This is a genomic window from Saccharothrix sp. CCNWYY140 (assembly GCF_037401995.1).
Classification (GTDB): Bacteria; Actinomycetota; Actinomycetes; order Mycobacteriales; family Pseudonocardiaceae; genus Actinosynnema.
Window position 1 is genome coordinate 55897 of record NZ_JBBEGC010000006.1, and the last position, 18522, is coordinate 74418.

Consider the following 18522-nt stretch of genomic DNA (forward strand, 5'->3'; position numbering starts at 1 on the left):
GTTGGTCGCCTCTTCCGTTGGGTCATTTCTCCTCCCAACGGTCCCCTGAAAAAGGCAGGCCCGGCGAGGAGCGGAGTGCTCTCCCGGCCGGGACCTCGGTCCCTAGTACTCCACGGACCACGTTCACCGCGACGCCTCGTTCGACGGGGCCACGTTCATCGGAAACGCCGAGTTTGAAAAGGTGTCATTCCAGACCACACCCGCCGCCGTACAAGCGAAAGCTGCGACGCCCCACAGGAACGATGTCTGGATGACAGGCTGGACCACCGCACCCAGCGACGACGAGGACCGGGCCCGCGTGGTGTCCGTGAGTGGCCCCCTCCGGGGTTGCCAGCCTCTTGCCCCCGGCGTCGGCGCAAGAGTCGAAACCGAGAACCCTTGCTGTACAAGCGCACACGGTTCGGCGATCGCGACGCCGCCGGCCACACCCTGCGCAGGACGGCGGACGGCTGGTGTTGGACGTGGTCGGCGCAGGACGCCGGACCCGACCGGATCCAATCCAGGAGCTCCAGGTCATGATGATCCGCGCCGGTCTCGACGCAGGCGCATCCCTGGAGGAGGCCGCCAAGGCGATGGGGCAGCCCCCGGCCCGCGTGCGCGGACTGCTCGACGGGGCCGCGTCGAGCACCGGGTGAGCGGTCACCGGGAGCCGCCGCCGGCACCAGCGACTGCGGTCGGGGACTGTGCGGTCGACGCACAGACCGGATGGTCTTGGATGAGCCGGGTGTCCCGAACCGAACAGATCATCGGTGAGCTGGGGACTGTGCACCGGGTGGACCACGAGGAGCGCAAGGTCTACGTGGACCGCACCAAGGAGCAGATCAAGAACGCGCCTGAGTACGACCCGGATGCTGACGCGGACGAGCACCGTCGGCGCACGGGCGACTACTACACCGAGGGGTACCGGCTGTCGCCGCCCGTGCTTTGAGAGCGATCCTGGGCAAGGCGTGCCATGTGGGCTGCTACGCCGTCTAGGTAGAGGTCGAGGGTTTTGGTGAAGTCGGCGTCCAGGTCGGGTTCGTCGTAGAGGGTGTCGTAGTCGAAGACGCCGGCGTCGACGATTCGGCGCAGGGCGGGCATCTCGCGCGGATCGACGAGGTGCCTGAGGGCCGCACCGTAGGCGCGGCCGAAGGATTCCGGGTTGTTGCGGTAGCCGGCTGCCAGTTCCGAGCGCAGGCGCATTTCGCCGTGGACGAAGGTGAGCAGGCCCATCACCACGCCTACCTGCTCGCCCTCGTCCAGCGGGGTGTCGGTCAGGGTGCTGAGGATGCGGTCGAACCACTGGAGGTTGCGGGGGCCGGCCGGGGGGCCGCTGACGGGTAGTTGCACGTACCACGGGTGGCGGTTCCAGACGTCGAGCATGCCGCGGGCCAGCAGGGTGATGCCTGCGCGCCAGTCGCCGCCGGCGGGCAGCTCGGGCGGGTCGTCCAGCGCCGCGTCGGACATGAGCGTGAGCAGCTCGTCCTTGCTCCTCACGTACCGGTAGAGCGCCATCGTCGAGTTGCCCAGTTCGGCCGCGACGCGGGCCATCGACACCGCGCCGAGGCCCTCCGCGTCGGCCACGGCGATGGCGGCCTTGGTGACGTCGGCCGCCGTCAGGGTCGGTCGGCGGCCTCGGCGTGGCGCGTCGCGCAGGCCCCAGAGCAGCGCGAAGTCGGCGGGCATCTCGGTCATCGCTTCCAGATTCTAGGGCTTCCGCCCGTAATTGCGTATGAGCTACGCTAATTTGCGTAGGCCATACGCAAAGAGGGGGACGCCGTGATCGTGGAAGCCGCTGACCTGCGGAAGAAGTACGGACCGACGGTCGTGCTGGCCGGGTTGGACCTGCGCGTGGCGGCCGGGTCGGTGTTCGCCCTGCTCGGGCCGAACGGCGCGGGCAAGACGACGACCATCCGCATCCTCACCACGCTGTCCCGCCCGGACGGCGGCCAGGCCCGCGTGGCCGGGCACGACGTGCTGCGCGACCCGGCCCGGGTGCGCGCCGCGATCAGCCTCACCGGGCAGTACGCGGCGGTGGACGCCGAGCAGACCGGCCGGGAGAACCTGGCGATGATCGGTCGGCTGCGGCACCTGGGGCGGGGTGGAGCGCGTCGCCGCACGGCGGAGTTGCTGGAGCGGTTCGACCTGGCGGGGGCCGCGGACCGGCGGGTGAAGACGTATTCGGGCGGCATGCGTCGCCGGTTGGACCTCGCGATGAGCCTGGTGGCCCGGCCCGAGGTCATCTTCCTCGACGAGCCGACCACCGGCCTGGACCCGGCGAGCCGCGCGACGATGTGGGACGCCATCCGCGACCTCGTCCACACCGGCACGACGATCTTCCTCACCACCCAGTACCTGGAGGAGGCGGACCGGCTCGCGGACCGGATCGTGGTGCTGCACCGCGGGAAGGTCGCCGCCGAAGGCACCGCCGACGCCCTCAAGGCCCAGGTCGGCGGCGACCGCGTGGACCTGTCCTTCGACACGGTGGCCGACCTCGACGCCGCGACCGCGCTGTTCGACGGCTTCCCGGACCCGGCACGCCTGCTGCTCAGCGTCCCGTCCGACGGCACCGCCGCCCACCTGCACCGCCTGCTCGACGACCTGCGCGGGTCCGGTGTCCCGGTGGCCCGCGTCTCGTCGCACCGCCCGACCCTCGACGACGTGTTCCTCGCCCTGACCGCACCGCAAGGAGCCCCGGCATGAGCCACGCCCTCGCCGACTCGGCGACGCTGATCGGCCGCAGCATCCGCCTGAGCCGGCGCAACGTCGACACGCTGATCATGTCGATCCTCCTGCCCCTGCTGATGATGACGCTGTTCGTCTTCGTCTTCGGCGGCGCGATCAAGACCGGCACCGCCTACGTGAACTACGTGGTGCCCGGGATCATCCTGCTGTGCACCGGGTACGGCGCCGCGTCGACCGCGATGTCCGTCGCCGACGACATGTCCAACGGCATGGTCGACCGGCTGAGGTCCATGCCGGTCGACAGCTTCGCGCTGCTGACCGGACACGTCGTGGCGAGCGTGACCCGCAACGCGCTGTCCACGACCATCGTGGTGGCGGCGGCCGTGCTGATGGGTTTCCGGCCGACCGCCGATCTCGCGGGGTGGCTGGCGGCGGCCGGGACCGTGCTGCTGTACGTGTTGGCGTTGTCGTGGTTGGCGGCGGCGCTGGGGGTGGTCGCGAAGACGGTCGAGTCGGCGAGCGCGTTCAGCTTCATCATGCTGTTCCTCCCTTACCTCAGCAGCGCTTTCGTGCCGCCGGGGACGATGCCCGCGGTGCTGCGGGTGATCAGCGAGCACCAGCCGATCACGCCCCTGATCGAAACCGTGCGGGGGTTGCTGACCGGGACGCCCATCGGGTCCAACGCGGCGCTCGCCCTGGTGTGGTCGGGCGGTCTGCTGGTCGGCTCCTTCCTCCTGGCGACCTTCCTGTACCGCCGGCGTACCGCGGACTGACGTCAAGGGTGATGTTGTAGGGCTTGAAGAGGCTGTGGGCGCAATCGGCCGGCACCTGGAACACCTCGCCCAGGACAACCGCGACTACCGCGCCGCGGTGGCGTGATGGTGAACGGTCCGGCCGTGCTGCCGCAGCCAGTGCGCGGTGATGCCCAGCACCCGCACGCTCTCCACGTGCTTGCCCACCCGGTTCCCCAGCGTCTCGTACCGCTTCTTGGTCAACGGATCGCCGTTGGAGAAGCGCAACACCCGGCTGTCCTCGTCACGCGCCCCCTGCTCGCGGGCGTGATGGTCCAGGTACTCCATCAGCGTGGGCGACACCGGCTGCCACCGCTGCGTAAAGCCATTCTCCCGCAGCCGCACCAGGCACTGGTCGAGGCCCAGGTCCCGCCGCCGCAGCGCGAGTGCACCGCCGGTGCGGCAGGCGGTCTCCAGGTGGAACCGCAGGATCAGCGCGTCCAGCGCGCGGTCGTTGCCCGTGCTTCGCGCCGCCGTGAGGATCTCCGCGACCAGCTGCGGGCTCAGCCCGTGCCGCTTGGAGTCGGCCTCGTCCGGCTTGGACACCCGGTCCATCACGTTCTGCCGCACACCGATCAACTCATGATCGACCCCGTACCGGAACACCGCGCCCAACGCGTAGTAGGCATGCAAGGCGGCGCCGTTTCCACCGTTGCTCGACCGCCGCACCACCGCCGTCTCACGCCCGTGCTCCAGGAACCGGGTGACCTCCCCGTCGTCGGGCCCGGTCAACCTCCGCGAACCCCAGGCGGCGAGCACCTCGGCCAGTCCGAGGCTCCACGGTGTGTCCGGCACCGGACCGCCGAGCGGGAGACGAGCCGAAACGACCGCATCAAGGTAGTCACCGCCCGCGTACCGCCAAGGCCGCACGCCTCGGTCGAACAGCCGCTTGGCGATCTGGATACCCGCGACATCGAAGTCGCCGTGGTACCTCACGGTGGCGCCATCGGCGATGAGCCGGTCCAGCGCGTGCAGTGCGACGGTGACGGGGTTGCCTGAGGTGCACAACAACGGCATCGACGTACCCGCCCGTGCCGCTGCCTGGAGGACCTGGGGGTTCTCGCAGGCGAACACCTCCTGCCCGGCGACCACCCAAGGGCGGTTCGCGCCAGCGCGCCACTCCTGCGCCGTCACGTGGGTGACCAGACCGAGGTCGGCACGGGCGCGCATCATCACCGACCACGGGTCGTCGCCTGGTGGACGCGCCGCCCACGTCGACAAGGCGCCCGACACCGCGTCGGGGCTGCCCCCCACCGCACTCCACAGGTCTCGGCGGGCGGCGGCGACCGCGCGGAGGACCACGGCCGCGGTCACCTGGCCGTCATCCAGCGCGTGGGCGTCCCCGCGCACGGCATCGTGCGACCGAGAAGCGTGCCTGCGACGGCGAGGAGGGTCTCCGCGGACACGTCCTTGCCGAGGAACTCGTTGACACCCGTACGCAGTGCCCGGGCGAGCTGCCCGTCGCGCTTCAGCCCTGGGCCGGGCTCGACCATGCCGCTGCTACCGAGCGTGATCGATCGTTACGGAGTATCCACCGCCGGTAACGGCCGTCACCTTGCAGTACGACATGCCTGATGACATCATCACTTATGATGAGAGTGTCGAGCCGATCGGGGTCCACTCGGTCGCCCAAATGGAGGAGGTGCCTGATGACGGCGCAGGAGATGCAGACGAAGTTCGAGAAGTTGCCCGTGGCGGTGCGCGAGAAGGTCGACAACGTGCTCACCGATGCCAAGATCGCGCTGAAGCTGCGGATCGCGGAGTTCCTGGCGGACAAGGACGAGATCGCCGAGCACGCCGTGACCACCGCGGGCCGGGTCGGCGCGCAGAGCGGCGAGGTGTCGGAGCTGACGGTCATCATGCCGTTGAAGCCGAACGGCGCCGAGCGGCTGCGGAAGTTCTTCCGGCTGGTCAGCGGCAACCTCTCGGGCGCGGGCCAGGTCGGCACGCTGCACAACATGCGGTTCGTGTTCCTCGACAACGACACGAAGCTGCTGTTCGCGACCGCGTACGACGGCGAGTGGGACCCCTACATCGACGACTTCGCCACCAAGATCCCGGACTTCATGGACTACCTGTTCAGCAACGTCGAGGGCTGGCCGGGCATCACGTCGCCGGACGTGAAGGACTTCATCGTCAAGTACCAGATCCCGGCGGAGGCGTGGTTCGTGTCGCACCCGAACGTCACCGTCGCGGAGGCCAACCGCCTCAAGCGGCTCGACGCCGCGGTGCAGAAGTTCCTCGGCGACCTCAACTGACGGCCGTGGACGTCTTCCGACGCCTGAGGAGGCGTCCGACGCTCGACCTGGACGACATCCAGGCGACGGTGCTGCGCGCGCGGCCCGAGCCCTACTTCGGCACGCACGCCATCATCGAGATCACCGATCCCGCGGCCGGCAGGGAGTTGTTGCGGCGCTTGGCTCCGCAGGTGACCTCCGCGGCCCGCTGGGACGAGCCCCGGCCGTCCTGGCTGGCGCTGGCGATCAGCTACCAGGGGCTCGTGGCGCTCGGCGTGCCGCAGTCGTCGCTCGACTCGTTCCCGGCCAACTTCCGGGCCGGCATGGCCGCTCGCGCGGCCCGGCTGCGCGACACCGGCCCCAACGCCCCGGAGCACTGGGAAGCCCCGTTCGGCGGCCCGGGTGTGCACCTGGCCGTCACCGTCTACGCCGCGACCCGGGACGACTGGCACGCCGAGGTCACCGCCTACGAACAGCGGTTGCGCGGGCTGACCGGGGTGCGGCTGTTGTCGCGCCAGGACTTCGGGGCCAACGGGTTCAACGTGTTCGGCTACCGCGACGGGTTCTCCCAGCCGGTGGTCGAGGGCAGCGGAGCCGAGCCGCTGCCCGGCGACGGACGGCCGATCAGGGCGGGTGAGTTCGTGCTGGGGCACCCCAGCGAGACCGGTCACCCGCTGTCGATGCCAGCACCGGACGTGTTGGGGCGCAACGGGACCTACGTCGTGTTCCGCAAGTACCACTCGCACGTCGCCGCGTTCAACCGGTGGTTGCGCGACAACGGGCGCACCGAGCAGGAACGCGAACTGCTCGCGGCCAAGCTGGTGGGCCGCTGGCGCAGCGGCGCGCCGCTGGCGTTGGCGCCCACCGGCGACGACCCGGCGCTGGGCGGGAACCCGAGCCGGATCAACGACTTCGACTACGCCGACGACCCGCGTGGGCTGAAGACCCCGTTGGGTTCCCACATCCGGCGGATGAACCCGCGCGACACCAAGCTCGAAGTCCTCAGCGACGTCAACATCCGCCGGATCATCCGGCGCAGCACCTCGTTCGGCGAACCGACCACCGCGCTGTCCGACGACGGCCGGGATCGCGGGCTCGACTTCATCGCCCTCGGGGCGCGCGCGATCGACAACGTCGAGTTCCTCCAGAGCGAGTGGGTCAACTCCGGCAACTTCGTCGGTCTCGGCAAGGAGAAGGACCCGCTGATCTCGTTGCAGGACCGCGACGCCTACTTCACCGTGCCCGGCACACCTCCGCGCCGCGTGCGCGGCATCCAGAGCTTCAACACCCTGCGGGGCGGCGAGTACTTCTTCATGCCGAGCCTCTCCGCCATCCGCTGGCTCAGCAGCTGACCCGGAGATCAGAACCGATGTCGACAACCACGTACGTCCGTTACGGGCCGGAGCTGGAGAAGCCCTTCCCGAACGAGGAAGAACTCACCCGCCAGGTCGTCGCCGCGATGCAGCACGCCAACGAGCAGGTCGCGGCCAAACACCGGCACGGCCTGCGCGACGCCCACGCCAAGAGCCACGGCATCCTCGCCGGTGAGCTGCGGGTGCGGCCGAACCTGCCGGAACACCTCGCGCAGGGCCTGTTCGCGCAACCGCGCACCTACCCGGTGATCGTCCGGTTCTCCACCGCGCCCGGCGACCTGCGCTCCGACCAGGTCCCGGTCCAGCGCGGTTTCGCGATCAAGGTCCTGGGTGTCCCCGGGGCACGCGCGATCGACGACGGGTTCTCCACGCAGGACTTCCTGCTGGTCAACCACCCGACGCTGCCGTTCGGCACCATCGGCGCCTACGCCGACCTCCAGAAGATCTTGGAGAAGCAGCCCGGCCAGAGCGACGCGCAACTCCAGATCGCCGGTCTGGCCGCACGCACGGCCGCCCGCGTGCTGAAAGGCGTCCGGCGGCCGATCCCGCCGAGCGTCGAGACCCTGGCCGCCGCCAACAACCACATCCTGGGCGAGACGTTCCACTCGATGGCCGCGCTCCGGTACGGCGACCACGTCGCCAAGCTGTCCGCGGCACCGCGCTCGCCGAACGTCCGCGCGCTGACCGGCACACCGATCGACAAGAAGGGCGGGGAGTCCGCGCTGCGCGACCTGGTCGTGGACTTCTTCAGCCGCGACGACGCCGAGTACGACCTGCGGGCCCAGCTGTGCGTCGACGTCGACAGGATGCCCGTGGAGGACGCTTCCGTGCTCTGGCCGGAAGAACTGTCGCCGCACCAGGTCGTGGCGACGATCCACCTGCCGGCCCAGGATGCCTACAGCGACGCCCGCCGCCGCTACGCCGACGACGTCCTCTCGTTCAACCCGTGGCACGCCCTCGAAGCCCACCGCCCGCTCGGCTCGATCATGCGGTCCCGCCGCCGCGCCTACGCCCAGTCCAGCGGTTTCCGCCACGGCTACAACGGGGTCGAGCAGCACGAGCCGGCCGGCATCGACGAACTGCCGGCCTGATCCCCACCAAAGCGGACGTGGCCCGCGCCCGATTCCCGGGTGCGGGCCACGTCCGTCAGAGCCGGTCGAGGGCCGGTAGCGGCGCCGTCGCGATCTCGTGCGCCTCGTCGAGCGGCACCCCCAGCATCCGCAGCAACTGCTCGGCGGCCTCGTCGCACGTCGCGTCGGTGACGCCGTCGGGGTTCGCCAGCGACACGTGCAAGACGGCCAGCAACGCGCCGGCGGTCGTCGCGAGCGCCAACCGCGGCTCACCGACGCGGAACCGGCCGGACGCGACGCCGGCCTCGATGTCCCGCAGTGCCCGCGGCGCGAGGCCTTCCCGGGCGTCGATGTAGGCCATCCCGTGGCGCACCAGCACCTGCGCGGTCTCCGGCCGCGCCACCGCCAAGCGCGCGGTCAAGCGGACCGACTGGGCGAACGCCACCGCCGCGTCCTCGACCGCGCTGCTCAGCTCGTCGAGCAACTGCCCGAGCTCCTCCAGGACCTCCGACACGGCGGCCTCGAAGAGTTCGGACTTGCTGGAGAAGTGGTTGTAGAACGAGCCGAAGCCGACGTCCGCGGCGTCGGTGATGTCCTGGATGCTCGCCGTGGAGTGCGTGTCGCCGGCCAGGAACCGTCGCGCCGCGTCGATCAGCTTCTGCCGCGTGGCGGCCTTGCGCCGCTCGGTGCGGCTGACGGGTTCGGCGCTGCCGGGTCGTGGGGTTGCCATACCTCCAAGGTACTGCATCACAACAATGATGGATTAATCAATGTTGGAACTCACAGGGCGCTCCGGTGGCCTGCGTGCGTCGTCGACGCGTTCCGGCCCGGCCACGGCCGTGCCGAGACGCCTGTCGAACCGGGGCAGGCCCCGGCACAGCCGGGCGAGGGTCCGGTCGACGTCGAGCACCGTGCCGTCCGGGCGGACGACGGCGGAGCGGGGGCCCCGGCCCGCGCGCAGCCACCGCTCCAGTTCCCCGGAGGGGTGGGCGACGACGAGCACCGCACCGCGCCGTTCGACGGCCGCACGATCCGCGGCGGAGGGCCGGTCCGTCGTGACCACGGCGAAGCGTCCGGCGGCCACCTCGTCGAGGCGCCGCCCGTCCCCGAGAACCGCGTTGGGGCACAGCCGGCCGACCAGCGACCGCCCCGGCCGCGGCAGCGCACCGGACAGCCGCAGCGGCGGTGTCTCGCTGTCCAGGACGTGCCCGGAGAAGCCGGGGAGCAGCGCCAGGCGCGGTGCCAGCACCCGGCGAACCAGGTCACCCAGCCGGTTGCCCCCGGTCATGGCCGTGCCGACCAGCTTGGCCAGCCGGATCATGGCGCGGGCGTGGGGCTTGCGTTCGGTCTCGTAGGTGTCGAGCGCGCTCTCGGGCAACGTTCGGTCGAGGACGCCGGCGAGTTTCCAGGCGAGGTTGGCGGCGTCGCGCAGCCCGGCGCCCATGCCCTGGCCGATGAACGGCGGGGTGAGGTGGGCGGCGTCGCCGAGCAGGAACACCCGCCGGTCCCGCCACCGGTCGGCGACCTGGGCGCGGAAGGTGTACTCGGCGACGCGGACGACTTCCAGGTCGTCGGCCGGGACGTCCCCGGTCCACGGCGCGATCAGCGGGTGCAGCCGGTCGAGGTTCCGGAACTCTTCGCCGCTCTCCCCCGGCAGCAGTCGGAACTCCCAGCGGTGGCGGGTCTCGCCGATGCGCATGTAGGTGGCGGCGCGGTCGGGGTCGCAGACCTGGTGCACACCTTCCCAGTGGTCGAGGTCGGCGGTGGTGGCGATGTCGACCACGAGCCAGCGCTGGTCGAACCGCAGGTCGGTCATCCTCGCGCCGATCACCGTCCTGGTGAGGCTGTTCGCGCCGTCGCAGCCGAGCACGTAGTCCGCATGGATCGTGTCGCGCTCGCCGGTGACCCGATCGGTCACCTCGATCCGGACCCCGGCCCCGTCCTGGGCGATGCCGGTGACCTCGGTGTTGCCGCGCAGGGTGGCGCCGGGGGTCGCGGCCAGGCCGGCGCGCAGCAGCCGTTCCAGGTCGGGTTGGTCGAACATGGTCGCCTGCGGGTAGCCGTGGCGGCCGGCGCCGGGGGCGCGCCGGAACTCGGCCAGCACGCGCAAGTCCGGGTCCAGCAGGCGCAGCCCGTGGCAGGGCCAGGAGACGGCGGCGAACGCGTCGGCCAGCCCGAGGCGCCCGAGGATGCGGTAGACCTCGTCGTCCAAGTGCACCGCGCGGGGCTGCGGGTACACCGACTCCCACCGCTCCAGCACCACGCAGTCGACGCCGTAGCGGGCGAGCAGCGTCGCGGCGGTCAGCCCGGTGGGTCCCGCGCCGACGATCACCACGGTGGTCTTCACGACGCCATCCCCAGCGCCACCAGGTAGCCCGCGACGAGGGCCGCGCAGACCAGGGCCGGGACGAGTTCGCGGACACCGTCCCGCTTGCGGACGTGCACGACCACCGCGCCGGCGAGCAGGAGCAACAGGCCCACGCCCGCCGCCACGCCGAGGACGGGCACCGCCGGTCCGGCCAGGAGTCCCGCGGCACCCGCCACCTCCAGGGCGCCGATGCCCCGGTAGGCCGCGACGGAGAACCCGGCGTGCGCGGCGAGCGCCCGCATGCGTGGCAGCGCCAGCAGCTTCGCCGTGCCGAGCACGAGGAACAGCGCCGCCGGCAGGACGGCCAACGCGATCACAGCCGCACCTCCACCCGCGAGGCGATCGCGAAGCGACCGAGCACGTCCTTCACCGCTGCTTCGTCCACATCGGACGGCACCGTGACCGTCACGACGACCGAACCGTCCTCCACCACCGCGTCCACCTCGACCCCGGCGAGCACGGCGCCGATCGCGCGGCGGGCGGCGTCGGCGCGCAGCGGGAGCTTGTGGGGCTTGCCGACGTCGGTCACGGGCAGCGCGTCGAGCACCGTGACGGCCTTCGGCGCGGCGGCGCGCTCAGGCGCGCGGTCGGCAGCCCAGGCCAGCAGGTCCTCTTCGGTCGTGGCCACCCCGGGGGCGAGGGTGACGTAGGCGACCGGGACCTCGCCGGCGTGTTCGTCCGGGCTGCCGACCGCGCAGGCGGCCGTCACCGCGGGGTGCGCCAGCAGCGCGTCCTCGATGACGGCGGGGTCGATGTTGTGGCCGCCGCGGATGATGAGGTCCTTGGCGCGGCCGGCCAGGCTGACGAACCCGTCGGGGTCCACGCGGGCGAGGTCGCCGGTGTCCAGCCAGCCGTCGACCAGCTTGCCCAAGCCGTCCACGACGTGCCCGCGGTCGTCGTGGGCGACGACGTAGCCGGGGAACACGGTCGGTCCGCTGATGGCCAGCACACCGGTCGCGCCGGGCGGCAGTTCCTCCCAGGTGCCCGGCTCGACGACCTTCACCCGCTGGTACGGCATCCGCTGGCCGACCGCCCCGGGTCGCGGGCCGGCGCCGAAGCCCCGCACGCTGGCGCAGGTGGCCTCGGTCAGCCCGTAGCCCTCGATCAGGGTGACGCCGGTGCGGGCTTGGAAGCCTTCCCGCACCGCGGCCGGCAGCGGCGATGCGCCGACCAGGGCGAAGCGCAGGCTGGTGATGTCGGCGTCCACCGGGCACTGCGCGAGCACCGCGTACACGGTGGGCACGGCGCTCATCGCCGTGATCCGGTAGTGCGCGACGATCTGCCAGAACTGCCCGTACAGGGCGGGTTCGCGGTAGCCCAGCGGACCGGCCCACACCGCCCGTTGCCCCTTGAACAGCGGCGCCAGCAGGGTGACCACGAGTGCGTTGACGTGGAAGAGCGGCAGGCCCGCGAAGACGGCCGAGTCGGCGTCGAACAGCGAGTCGATGGCGATCATCCACGCGTCGGCGACCTCGTTGGCGTGCGTGTGCGCGGCCAGCTTCGGCGAACCGGTGGTGCCGCCGGTGTGGAACAGCGCGGCCAGGTCCGACGACAGCGGCGGCTGTCCGGCGAAGGCGTGCGGGTCACGGTCGGCGGCGAGGTCGTCGAGGTAGCCCACGCGCACGCCGTCGAGGGCGGGCAGCGCGGCCGGGGCGCCGGCGGCTCCGGTCGGGCGCAGCACCAGGATCGCGTCGAGTTCGCCTTTGAGCGACTGGGCGGTCTCCCAGACCTGTGGCGCCAGTTCCGGTCCGGCGGTGATCAGGACGCGCGCGCCGGACAGGCGCAGCAGTTCGGCGAGGTGCCCGTGGGAGAGGTTGCCGTTGAGCGGGGCGGCGATCCCGGCCAGCTGCGCGGCCAGGGTCGCGGGCACCAGGTCCGCGCAGTTCGGGGACATCAGCGCCACCGCGTCACCGCGCCGAACGCCCAGGTCGTGCAACAGGTTCGCATAGCGGTGGACGTCGGCGAGCAGGTCGGCGAACGTCCGGTCGACCGGCTCGCGCCACCGGGCGGCCTCGGGCAGCACGCTGACCGCCGTGCGCTGCGGCCACCGCTCGGCCGCGCGGGCCAGCAGCGCGTAGGTCGACTCCGGCAGCCCCCGGTCGGCCAGCGGCACGGCCTCGATCGCCGCCAGGTCGGCGGGGCCGGCGTAGTGCGGCCACAGCAGGTCGTCGGTCATCGCGCGTACCTCACCGTCGTGCGCTGGGTGCCGAGGTCGATCGCGCCGTCGTCGGTGGCCACGCGGGCTTCGACGACGTCGCCGTCGGCCAGGTACTTCGGGTTCTTCGCCTGCCCCTTGAAGAACAACTTCCACTTCACCGCCGCAGGCAGCAGCGCGGCGATCTTCTCCACGGCCTTGGGCGGCGCGGACAGCGCGGTACCGGCCGGGGTGCCGGTCAGCACCAGGTCGCCGGGGTCCAGCCGCTGGAAGCGGGTCAGCGCCCGCAGCGCCGCCGGCGGCCGGTAGATCATGTCCGTGCCGACGACCGCGTCCTGGCGGGGCTCGCCGTTGACCGACAGCGTCAACCGCAGGTCGTCGAACCGCTTGAGCTCGTCGGCGTCGAGGAGGACGAGCACGGGTCCGACCGGGGTGAAGCTCGGGTAGGACTTGGCCTCGTAGAACTGGGTCTGCGGCAGCTGGATGTCGCGCGCGGACACGTCGTTGGTGACCACCAGGCCCGCCACGTGCTCGTGCAGGTGGTCGATGGTGGTGCCCACCGGGATGGTTCGGCCGATCACCAGGCCGATCTCGACCTCGTAGTCGAGCAGCGTCACGTGCGCCGGCTTGACCACGTCGTCGTGCGGTCCGCTGATCGACCCGGACGCCTTGCGGAAGAACGTCAGCGGCACGGTCTTCGGGTCCATCCCCGCGTCGGTCACGTGCGAGGCGAAGTTGGTCATCTGGGCGACCACCCGGCAGGGCGCGGTGACCGGCGAGACCAGCGCCAGGTCCTCGACGCGCTCGGTCGGCCCGCCCGCGGCGGCGGCGATCGCCTGCCGATCGGCCAGCAGCTCGGCGGTGGTCGTGGCGGCGGTGGTGATCTTCGCGGCCCCGCCGCCGGTGGCGACGTACCAGGCGTCGGCGGTGCGCAGGATCGAGGTGCTCAACGGTTCTCCCTGGAACTCACGGTGTTCGGGGCGGCAGTGCTCACGTGCGGGCGACCTTCAGCAGCCCCGCCAGGCGACCCAGGTCGAACTCGTTGTCCTCGCGCAGCGCGGACAGCAGCCCGCGCAGCTCGCGCAACGACTCCCGGCCCGGCTTGACGCCGAGGAAGTCGGCGGTGGCGGGCGGCCCCCACTGGGCCAGACCGGAGGCGCTCATCGGCGCCCAACCCGGTTCGAGCGTGCAGTCGAACAGGTCACCGTCGCTGAAGTGCTCGACCAGGAACCCGTCCGGGTCGCGCCAGTAGTCGAAGATCTGGCTGCCCTGGATGTGCCGGCCGATGCCCCACGACCGGCGGTAACCGTTGTCGCGCAGGTACTCTCCGCCCGCGGCCAGGGCGTCCAGGTCGGCGACCTGGTAGGCCGAGTGCACGTACCGGTCCACCGGGCCGAGCGTGAGCGCCAGCGTGTGGTGGTCGGCCGGTGTCGAGCCCCGGTCACACCGGATGAAGCTCATCACCGGGCCACGCTCGCGCTGCCCCGGGTAGTAGAGGAAGTCGCTGACGATCAGGCCGAGGTGCTCCAGGTACCAGTCCAGGACCTGGCGGTACCTCGTCGTCTGGAGCACGACGTGCCCGAGTCGCTGCACCCGCGCAGGCTCACGCGGCGGGCGCTGGGTGGCGTTGGTGCGCGGGGTGTCGTGGCCGAAGTTGAGCGTGTGCGGGATCTGCGGCGGCAACGCGGGCAGTTCGTCGGTTCCCGCGACCACCCGCACCCGCAGGCCGCTCGGGTCGGCGAGGTCGACGGTGATCCCGCCCAGGCTCTCCGGCAGCTTCTCCACCCGGTGCCCGGTCGCCTCGGCCAGCCGCAGGACGTCGCTCGGGTCGGCCGCCCGGAACGCCGGGCCGAGGAACGTCGACCGGGCGCCCTTGCGGATGATCACGCACGCCGAGCCGCGGTCGGCGCCGCGCAGGTGCAGTTCGTGCTCGGTGCGCAGCACCGCGGTGAACCCGAACGCGCCGGCGAACACCTCCGCGCGCTCCAGATCGGGTTTGACGAACTCCAACCAGGCCAGGTCGTGCACCTTGATCACCGGGTTCGCCGCCCGCCCGGGGTGCTCCCCGGCGAGCCCGCCGTGCTCGCTGTGCAGGCCGGTGTGCGGGTCGTGGTGGTCGATCACGGGCCGCTCCTTCCAGTTACTGATGACATCATCAGTTACGCTAGCGTCATCAGTCAAGAAGTTCTGATGAAATCCTCAGCACCGACGGCAACGTCCAGGCCGGGCCGGCGACGACGGACCCACAGCGGAGGCGCACGACAGGCGGGCGCGACCCCGGGACACGACGCGCGTCGTGTCGATCCGGGCTGGTCGCTGCGCACCGTGGCGGAGATCCCGGGCAACCCGCGCTACACCGGCCACAAGGTGTGGAACCGCGCCAGCCCCGACCGCGCCGTGCGCGAACCCGTCACCAGGCCAGTGCCCCAGCCGTGATCCGCAAAGGGAGATCGTCCGTGACACGAGCACTGAAGAGGGTCGGCGCGGTAGCCGTCGCAGTGGCCCTGCTGTTCACCTCCAGGTCGGTCACGACCGAACGCAGGGCCGAGGCGCTGGAACCGTTCACCGGCTACCTCATGGCGCACTTCACCGGCGAGCACCCGACCGGCGAGCAGATCTACTTCACCCACAGCCGCGACGGCCTGCACTGGACCGAGCTGAACAACGGCGCGCCCGTGCTGCTGTCCACCGTCGGCGAGCGCGGGGTGCGCGACCCCGCGCTGGTCCGCTCCGCGCCTGCTCGACGTCGCGGGCGGCATCCCCGGCGACGCGGGCAACGCCTGGGCACCCGAAGCGATCCACGACCCGGTTTCCGGCGACCACGTCCTCTACTGGGCGACCAACTCCACTGTCAACGGCATCCGGAAGCAACGGTCCTCGGGTCCTGGACCACCATCGGCAACCTGTCCCACCTGGGGCTCACCCCGCGGGAGGTCGAGGGTCCGATGTGGACGCGGTTCAACGATCGCGCGGAATGGGCGCTGTGGCTGGACAACGCCGGCGGCGTGGGCTACCTGCCGCTCACCTCCACCAACTTGGGCAGCACGCAGAACTTCCAGAGGCACTCGGACTACAGCCTCGGCACCGCGCGCAAGCGCCACGGCTCAATCCTCAACCTGACCGCCGCCGAGGAGAGCCGCGCACTCGCCCGCTGGCCCAAACCCCCGCACAGCGGCTCCAGTCGTACAACGCCACCTTCCGTGTGACCAGCTGACCCGCTGTGGCGCCGACACCTTCTACGAAGGCGTCATGACCTCCGGCTACCCCTTGGAAGCCACCGAGAGGGAACCTCCTTCCAGCCCGTCGGCTCCCCGACGAAGTACATCCGCCACTACCGCTACACGACCTACATCGCCGGCAATGGCGGCCCCGACACCTGGGACTGTGATGACCGCGTTTCCGCCGCTGGACCGGCGCTCTACCGCAGCACCTGCTCTGGGGCAGCCGGGCGACGACCCGGTCCCGTGCCGCCGTCCGGGCTCACCCGCGCGGGTAAATCCTTGTGGCGTAACGGGTTCCACCTCCCAACCCTATTTTTGCGCGGCGTAATGAAACCGGATGCGCGGAGCGAGAAGAAGGTCAGCCGTGCCCTTACCGGACGCGCGGCTCACCCACTCCGTCAGGAGAGCCATGAGACGGTTCACCACGTTGGTCGTGCTCCTGCTCGTCGCCGCGGTCGGCGGCGTCCCCTTCGCCGACGCCGGTCCACCCGCCCCCGTCACGCTGTGCCACGCGCCGGGCACGCCGGCCGAGAAGACCCTGACTCTGCCCGCGCCCGCCGCCGAGGCGCACGTCAAGCACGGCGACCGGCTGGGCTCGTGCGAGGACGGCGTGCCGTGCGCCGCGCCGCCACCGATCCAGGAGGTCCCCGCGAGCACCGAGCCTGTGGAGGAGCCCGAGTACGTCTCCGAGGCCGTCGCCGTGCTCGAAGGGGCGAGTGAGAAGGGCTTCACCGCCGTGGGCGCGCCGGTCACGTTCCGGTTGAGCTGCCCGACGCTCGACCGGACGGCCGACTCGGTCGTGGTGTACGACAACGGCCTCCCGCTGCCGTTCACCGCGCTGGCCACGACCGAGAACAGCGTCACCATCGCCGGTGGGCTCACCGCCGGGCGGCACGAGGTGGCGCTGTCCGCGCGCGACATCCACGGGTACGCGATCGACGCCCGGTTCGTGCTGTGGGTCGGCTCGTACACCGTGCCGGTCGTGGTGCTGGACGAGGCGGGCGCACCCGTCGCCGGCGCGTCGGTGGTGGCGAAGCTGTCCGACGACCCGACCGTCACGGCGTCCCTGGTCACCGACACGGCGGGCGCGGGCGCGTTCACCAACCTGCCCAACCGGTCCTACAACGTGATCGCGCAGGCCTCGGGCAACCGGTTCGCCACCCGGCCGTCCAGCGTGTTCGACGGCACCGTGGTGCTGCGCCTGCTCGGCACCGGCACGCCCAGCGCGGTGGACAACAACGACTTCGCGCACGGCGCCGACGGCTGGGAGGTCGGCTCCGCCCCGGTGTCGATCATCCCGCACGTGGAGGACCCGCCGTTCGCGCTCGCCGCCGCGTCCGGCAAGGCCGCGCGCACCGCGGAGGGCTCGGCCCAGGCCGCCGCCGCCCTCGCACCCGCCGACGTCACCGCCGAGGCCGCCGACCTCGACCTCGCGCTGGACACCGCGGGTGAGGGCCAGCAGTCGATCTCCCGGACCTTCGCCGTCGAGGCGGGCGTCAAGAGCGTCATCGTGCGGTACCGGTTCATCACCAGCGAGGTGCCCGGCGGCTGGTTCGGCAGCGAGTTCAACGACTTCTACAACGTGGCGCTGCGCAGCACCCAGGCGGGCGGCGTGGTCAGCGACGGCAACAGCATGAACGGCCTGGGCCTGGCCGCGTTCGACGCCGGCGGCGCGACCGGGTGGCGCGAGTCCGAGCTCGCGGTGAACCCGCAGGGCGACACCCTCCGGGTCGACCTCGCCGTGGCCAACGTCGCCGACGGGCTGTTCGACTCCCGCGTCGTCGTGGACGTGGTCAAGAAGAAGAAGCTCACCGTCAGCCAGGTGCAGCTGCGCGACATCGACAACCAGCCGTTGACCTACCTCAGCGCGTCCGGCCACACCTACTTCGGCGGGCAGACCCGCGTGCACGGCACGATCACCGTGCAGGGTCCCAAGGAGGACTCGCTGACCGAGCTGACCCTGGAGGTGGTCGAGGGCGGCACGACCGTGCGCGGCACCCTCGCCGCCGCCGTCCGGCCGACCCTGATCACCGCGTTCGGCGACGACGAGCAGAACCAGGTCACCGCGAACCAGTTGCTGTTCGAGGTGCCCGCCGCGCAGCTGGCCGGGATCAACCAGACCACCAACGGGCAGCTGTCGTTGCGCGTGCGAGCCCGGTCGTCCAGCGGGGAGACCGCGGAACGCACCGTCGGGGCGGTGACCAAGTTGGTGCGCTTCGACGGCGGCAACCGCTACGGCGAGCGCGACACCGGGGTCGGTGGCGACGACTGGGCGCGGCCCACGGTGAAGTCCTTCATCGACGGCGCCGGCCTGACCTGGGGCGACTTCTCCAACATGAACGGCGGACCGTTCGCGCCGCACAGCTCGCACCAGTCGGGCACCAGCGCCGACGGCTGGTTCGCCGGCTACAACAACCGGAACGCCGCCACCGCCGCGACGATCATCGGACAGCTCAACACGCACGGCACACGCATCCGCACGGTGTACGTGACCTACGCGGCGGGCGGCACGTTCGCCCAGGCCATCGCCAACGTCACCCTGAACGACGGCCGCGCGGCCACGTCCGTGATCCGGCCGTACGGCGGCCACACCACCCACTTCCACTGGGAGGTCAACCCCTGACCGAAGGGCGGCGGTGCGCA

The 18522-nt window shown here is 71.4% G+C and carries 16 protein-coding genes and 1 pseudogene; 9 read left to right on the plus strand and 8 right to left on the minus strand.

Features of this window, described 5'->3' with window-relative positions:
• The first annotated feature begins 724 nt into the window (after positions 1-724).
• Entirely contained in the window at positions 725-928 is a 204-nt protein-coding gene (locus tag WBN91_RS05495) for a hypothetical protein (protein WP_337725433.1), read from the plus strand.
• Here the strand turns inward: WBN91_RS05495 and WBN91_RS05500 are convergent.
• Entirely contained in the window at positions 889-1674 is a 786-nt protein-coding gene (locus WBN91_RS05500) for a TetR/AcrR family transcriptional regulator (RefSeq protein ID WP_337725434.1), read from the minus strand. The genes WBN91_RS05495 and WBN91_RS05500 overlap by 40 nt on opposite strands.
• Positions 1675-1758: 84 nt before the next feature.
• Between WBN91_RS05500 and WBN91_RS05505 the strand changes: the two genes are divergently transcribed.
• Together WBN91_RS05505 and WBN91_RS05510 are read left to right on the plus strand one after the other, a co-directional pair.
• On the plus strand, positions 1759-2682 hold the full coding sequence (locus WBN91_RS05505) for an ATP-binding cassette domain-containing protein (protein WP_337725435.1): 924 nt from the start codon (positions 1759-1761) through the stop codon (positions 2680-2682).
• On the plus strand, positions 2679-3437 hold the full coding sequence (locus WBN91_RS05510) for an ABC transporter permease (protein WP_337725436.1): 759 nt from the start codon (positions 2679-2681) through the stop codon (positions 3435-3437). The genes WBN91_RS05505 and WBN91_RS05510 overlap by 4 nt, the downstream gene beginning before the upstream one ends.
• Before the next feature lie 84 nt (positions 3438-3521).
• Here WBN91_RS05510 and WBN91_RS05515 read toward each other — a convergent pair whose 3' ends face one another.
• Positions 3522-4805 (minus strand): DUF2399 domain-containing protein, encoded by a 1284-nt coding sequence (locus WBN91_RS05515; RefSeq protein WP_337725437.1) that lies wholly within the window; start codon positions 4803-4805, stop codon positions 3522-3524.
• Positions 4806-5104: 299 nt separating this feature from the next.
• Between WBN91_RS05515 and WBN91_RS05520 the strand changes: the two genes are divergently transcribed.
• The 3 genes from WBN91_RS05520 to WBN91_RS05530 are packed head-to-tail and all read left to right on the plus strand — an operon-like array spanning position 5105 to position 8156.
• Positions 5105-5713 carry a hypothetical protein gene (locus tag WBN91_RS05520; RefSeq protein ID WP_337725438.1) on the plus strand — a complete coding sequence of 203 codons (609 nt, stop codon included), beginning with the start codon at positions 5105-5107 and terminating at the stop codon, positions 5711-5713.
• 5 nt (positions 5714-5718) lie between these two features.
• Positions 5719-7044 (plus strand): Dyp-type peroxidase, encoded by a 1326-nt coding sequence (locus WBN91_RS05525; protein ID WP_337725439.1) that lies wholly within the window; start codon positions 5719-5721, stop codon positions 7042-7044.
• A 17-nt stretch (positions 7045-7061) separates the two neighbouring features.
• The gene (locus WBN91_RS05530) at positions 7062-8156 is read left to right on the plus strand and encodes a catalase family protein (RefSeq protein ID WP_337725440.1); all 1095 of its coding nucleotides are present in this window, start codon (positions 7062-7064) and stop codon (positions 8154-8156) included.
• A gap of 55 nt (positions 8157-8211) precedes the next feature.
• Here the strand turns inward: WBN91_RS05530 and WBN91_RS05535 are convergent, their stop codons facing one another.
• The 6 genes from WBN91_RS05535 to WBN91_RS05560 are packed head-to-tail and all read right to left on the minus strand — an operon-like array spanning position 8212 to position 14782.
• Entirely contained in the window at positions 8212-8865 is a 654-nt protein-coding gene (locus tag WBN91_RS05535; RefSeq protein WP_337722410.1) for a TetR/AcrR family transcriptional regulator, read from the minus strand.
• Between the two features lie 33 nt (positions 8866-8898).
• The gene (gene mhpA / locus WBN91_RS05540) at positions 8899-10482 is read right to left on the minus strand and encodes a bifunctional 3-(3-hydroxy-phenyl)propionate/3-hydroxycinnamic acid hydroxylase MhpA (RefSeq protein ID WP_337722409.1); all 1584 of its coding nucleotides are present in this window, start codon (positions 10480-10482) and stop codon (positions 8899-8901) included.
• Positions 10479-10820 carry a DoxX family protein gene (locus tag WBN91_RS05545; protein WP_337722408.1) on the minus strand — a complete coding sequence of 114 codons (342 nt, stop codon included), beginning with the start codon at positions 10818-10820 and terminating at the stop codon, positions 10479-10481. Before WBN91_RS05545 ends, mhpA begins: the two co-directional genes overlap by 4 nt.
• On the minus strand, positions 10817-12679 hold the full coding sequence (locus WBN91_RS05550) for an acyl-CoA synthetase (RefSeq protein ID WP_337722407.1): 1863 nt from the start codon (positions 12677-12679) through the stop codon (positions 10817-10819). Before WBN91_RS05550 ends, WBN91_RS05545 begins: the two co-directional genes overlap by 4 nt.
• Positions 12676-13608 carry a fumarylacetoacetate hydrolase family protein gene (locus tag WBN91_RS05555; protein WP_337722406.1) on the minus strand — a complete coding sequence of 311 codons (933 nt, stop codon included), beginning with the start codon at positions 13606-13608 and terminating at the stop codon, positions 12676-12678. Before WBN91_RS05555 ends, WBN91_RS05550 begins: the two co-directional genes overlap by 4 nt.
• Positions 13609-13648: 40 nt before the next feature.
• Complete coding sequence (locus WBN91_RS05560; protein WP_337722405.1) at positions 13649-14782, minus strand: VOC family protein; 1134 nt, start codon at positions 14780-14782, stop codon at positions 13649-13651.
• A 332-nt stretch (positions 14783-15114) separates the two neighbouring features.
• Here WBN91_RS05560 and WBN91_RS05565 point away from each other — a divergent pair, with 332 nt between their 5' ends.
• The 3 genes and pseudogenes from WBN91_RS05565 to WBN91_RS05570 all read left to right on the plus strand — a co-directional run bounded on the left by WBN91_RS05565 (position 15115) and on the right by WBN91_RS05570 (position 18502).
• Positions 15115-15864, plus strand: a complete 750-nt coding sequence (locus tag WBN91_RS05565) for a hypothetical protein (RefSeq protein WP_337722404.1) — start codon at positions 15115-15117, stop codon at positions 15862-15864.
• Positions 15865-15876: 12 nt separating this feature from the next.
• Positions 15877-16035: pseudogene (locus WBN91_RS39120) on the plus strand (AbfB domain-containing protein); the annotation flags it as partial.
• Between the two features lie 253 nt (positions 16036-16288).
• Positions 16289-18502, plus strand: coding sequence for a carboxypeptidase-like regulatory domain-containing protein (locus WBN91_RS05570; RefSeq protein ID WP_337722403.1), 2214 nt, complete (start codon positions 16289-16291; stop codon positions 18500-18502).
• Positions 18503-18522 lie beyond the last annotated feature (20 nt).

What these genes read in the sequence shown, in the direction of transcription:
- WBN91_RS05500 (WP_337725434.1), bottom strand. Translation starts at nt 1,674, where the DNA reads ATGACCGAGATGCCCGCCGACTTCGCGCTGCTCTGGGGCCTGCGCGAC.
- WBN91_RS05510 (WP_337725436.1), top strand. Translation starts at nt 2,679, where the DNA reads ATGAGCCACGCCCTCGCCGACTCGGCGACGCTGATCGGCCGCAGCATC.
- WBN91_RS05520 (WP_337725438.1), top strand. Translation starts at nt 5,105, where the DNA reads ATGACGGCGCAGGAGATGCAGACGAAGTTCGAGAAGTTGCCCGTGGCG.
- WBN91_RS05530 (WP_337725440.1), top strand. Translation starts at nt 7,062, where the DNA reads ATGTCGACAACCACGTACGTCCGTTACGGGCCGGAGCTGGAGAAGCCC.
- WBN91_RS05535 (WP_337722410.1), bottom strand. Translation starts at nt 8,865, where the DNA reads ATGGCAACCCCACGACCCGGCAGCGCCGAACCCGTCAGCCGCACCGAG.
- WBN91_RS05550 (WP_337722407.1), bottom strand. Translation starts at nt 12,679, where the DNA reads ATGACCGACGACCTGCTGTGGCCGCACTACGCCGGCCCCGCCGACCTG.
- WBN91_RS05570 (WP_337722403.1), top strand. Translation starts at nt 16,289, where the DNA reads ATGAGACGGTTCACCACGTTGGTCGTGCTCCTGCTCGTCGCCGCGGTC.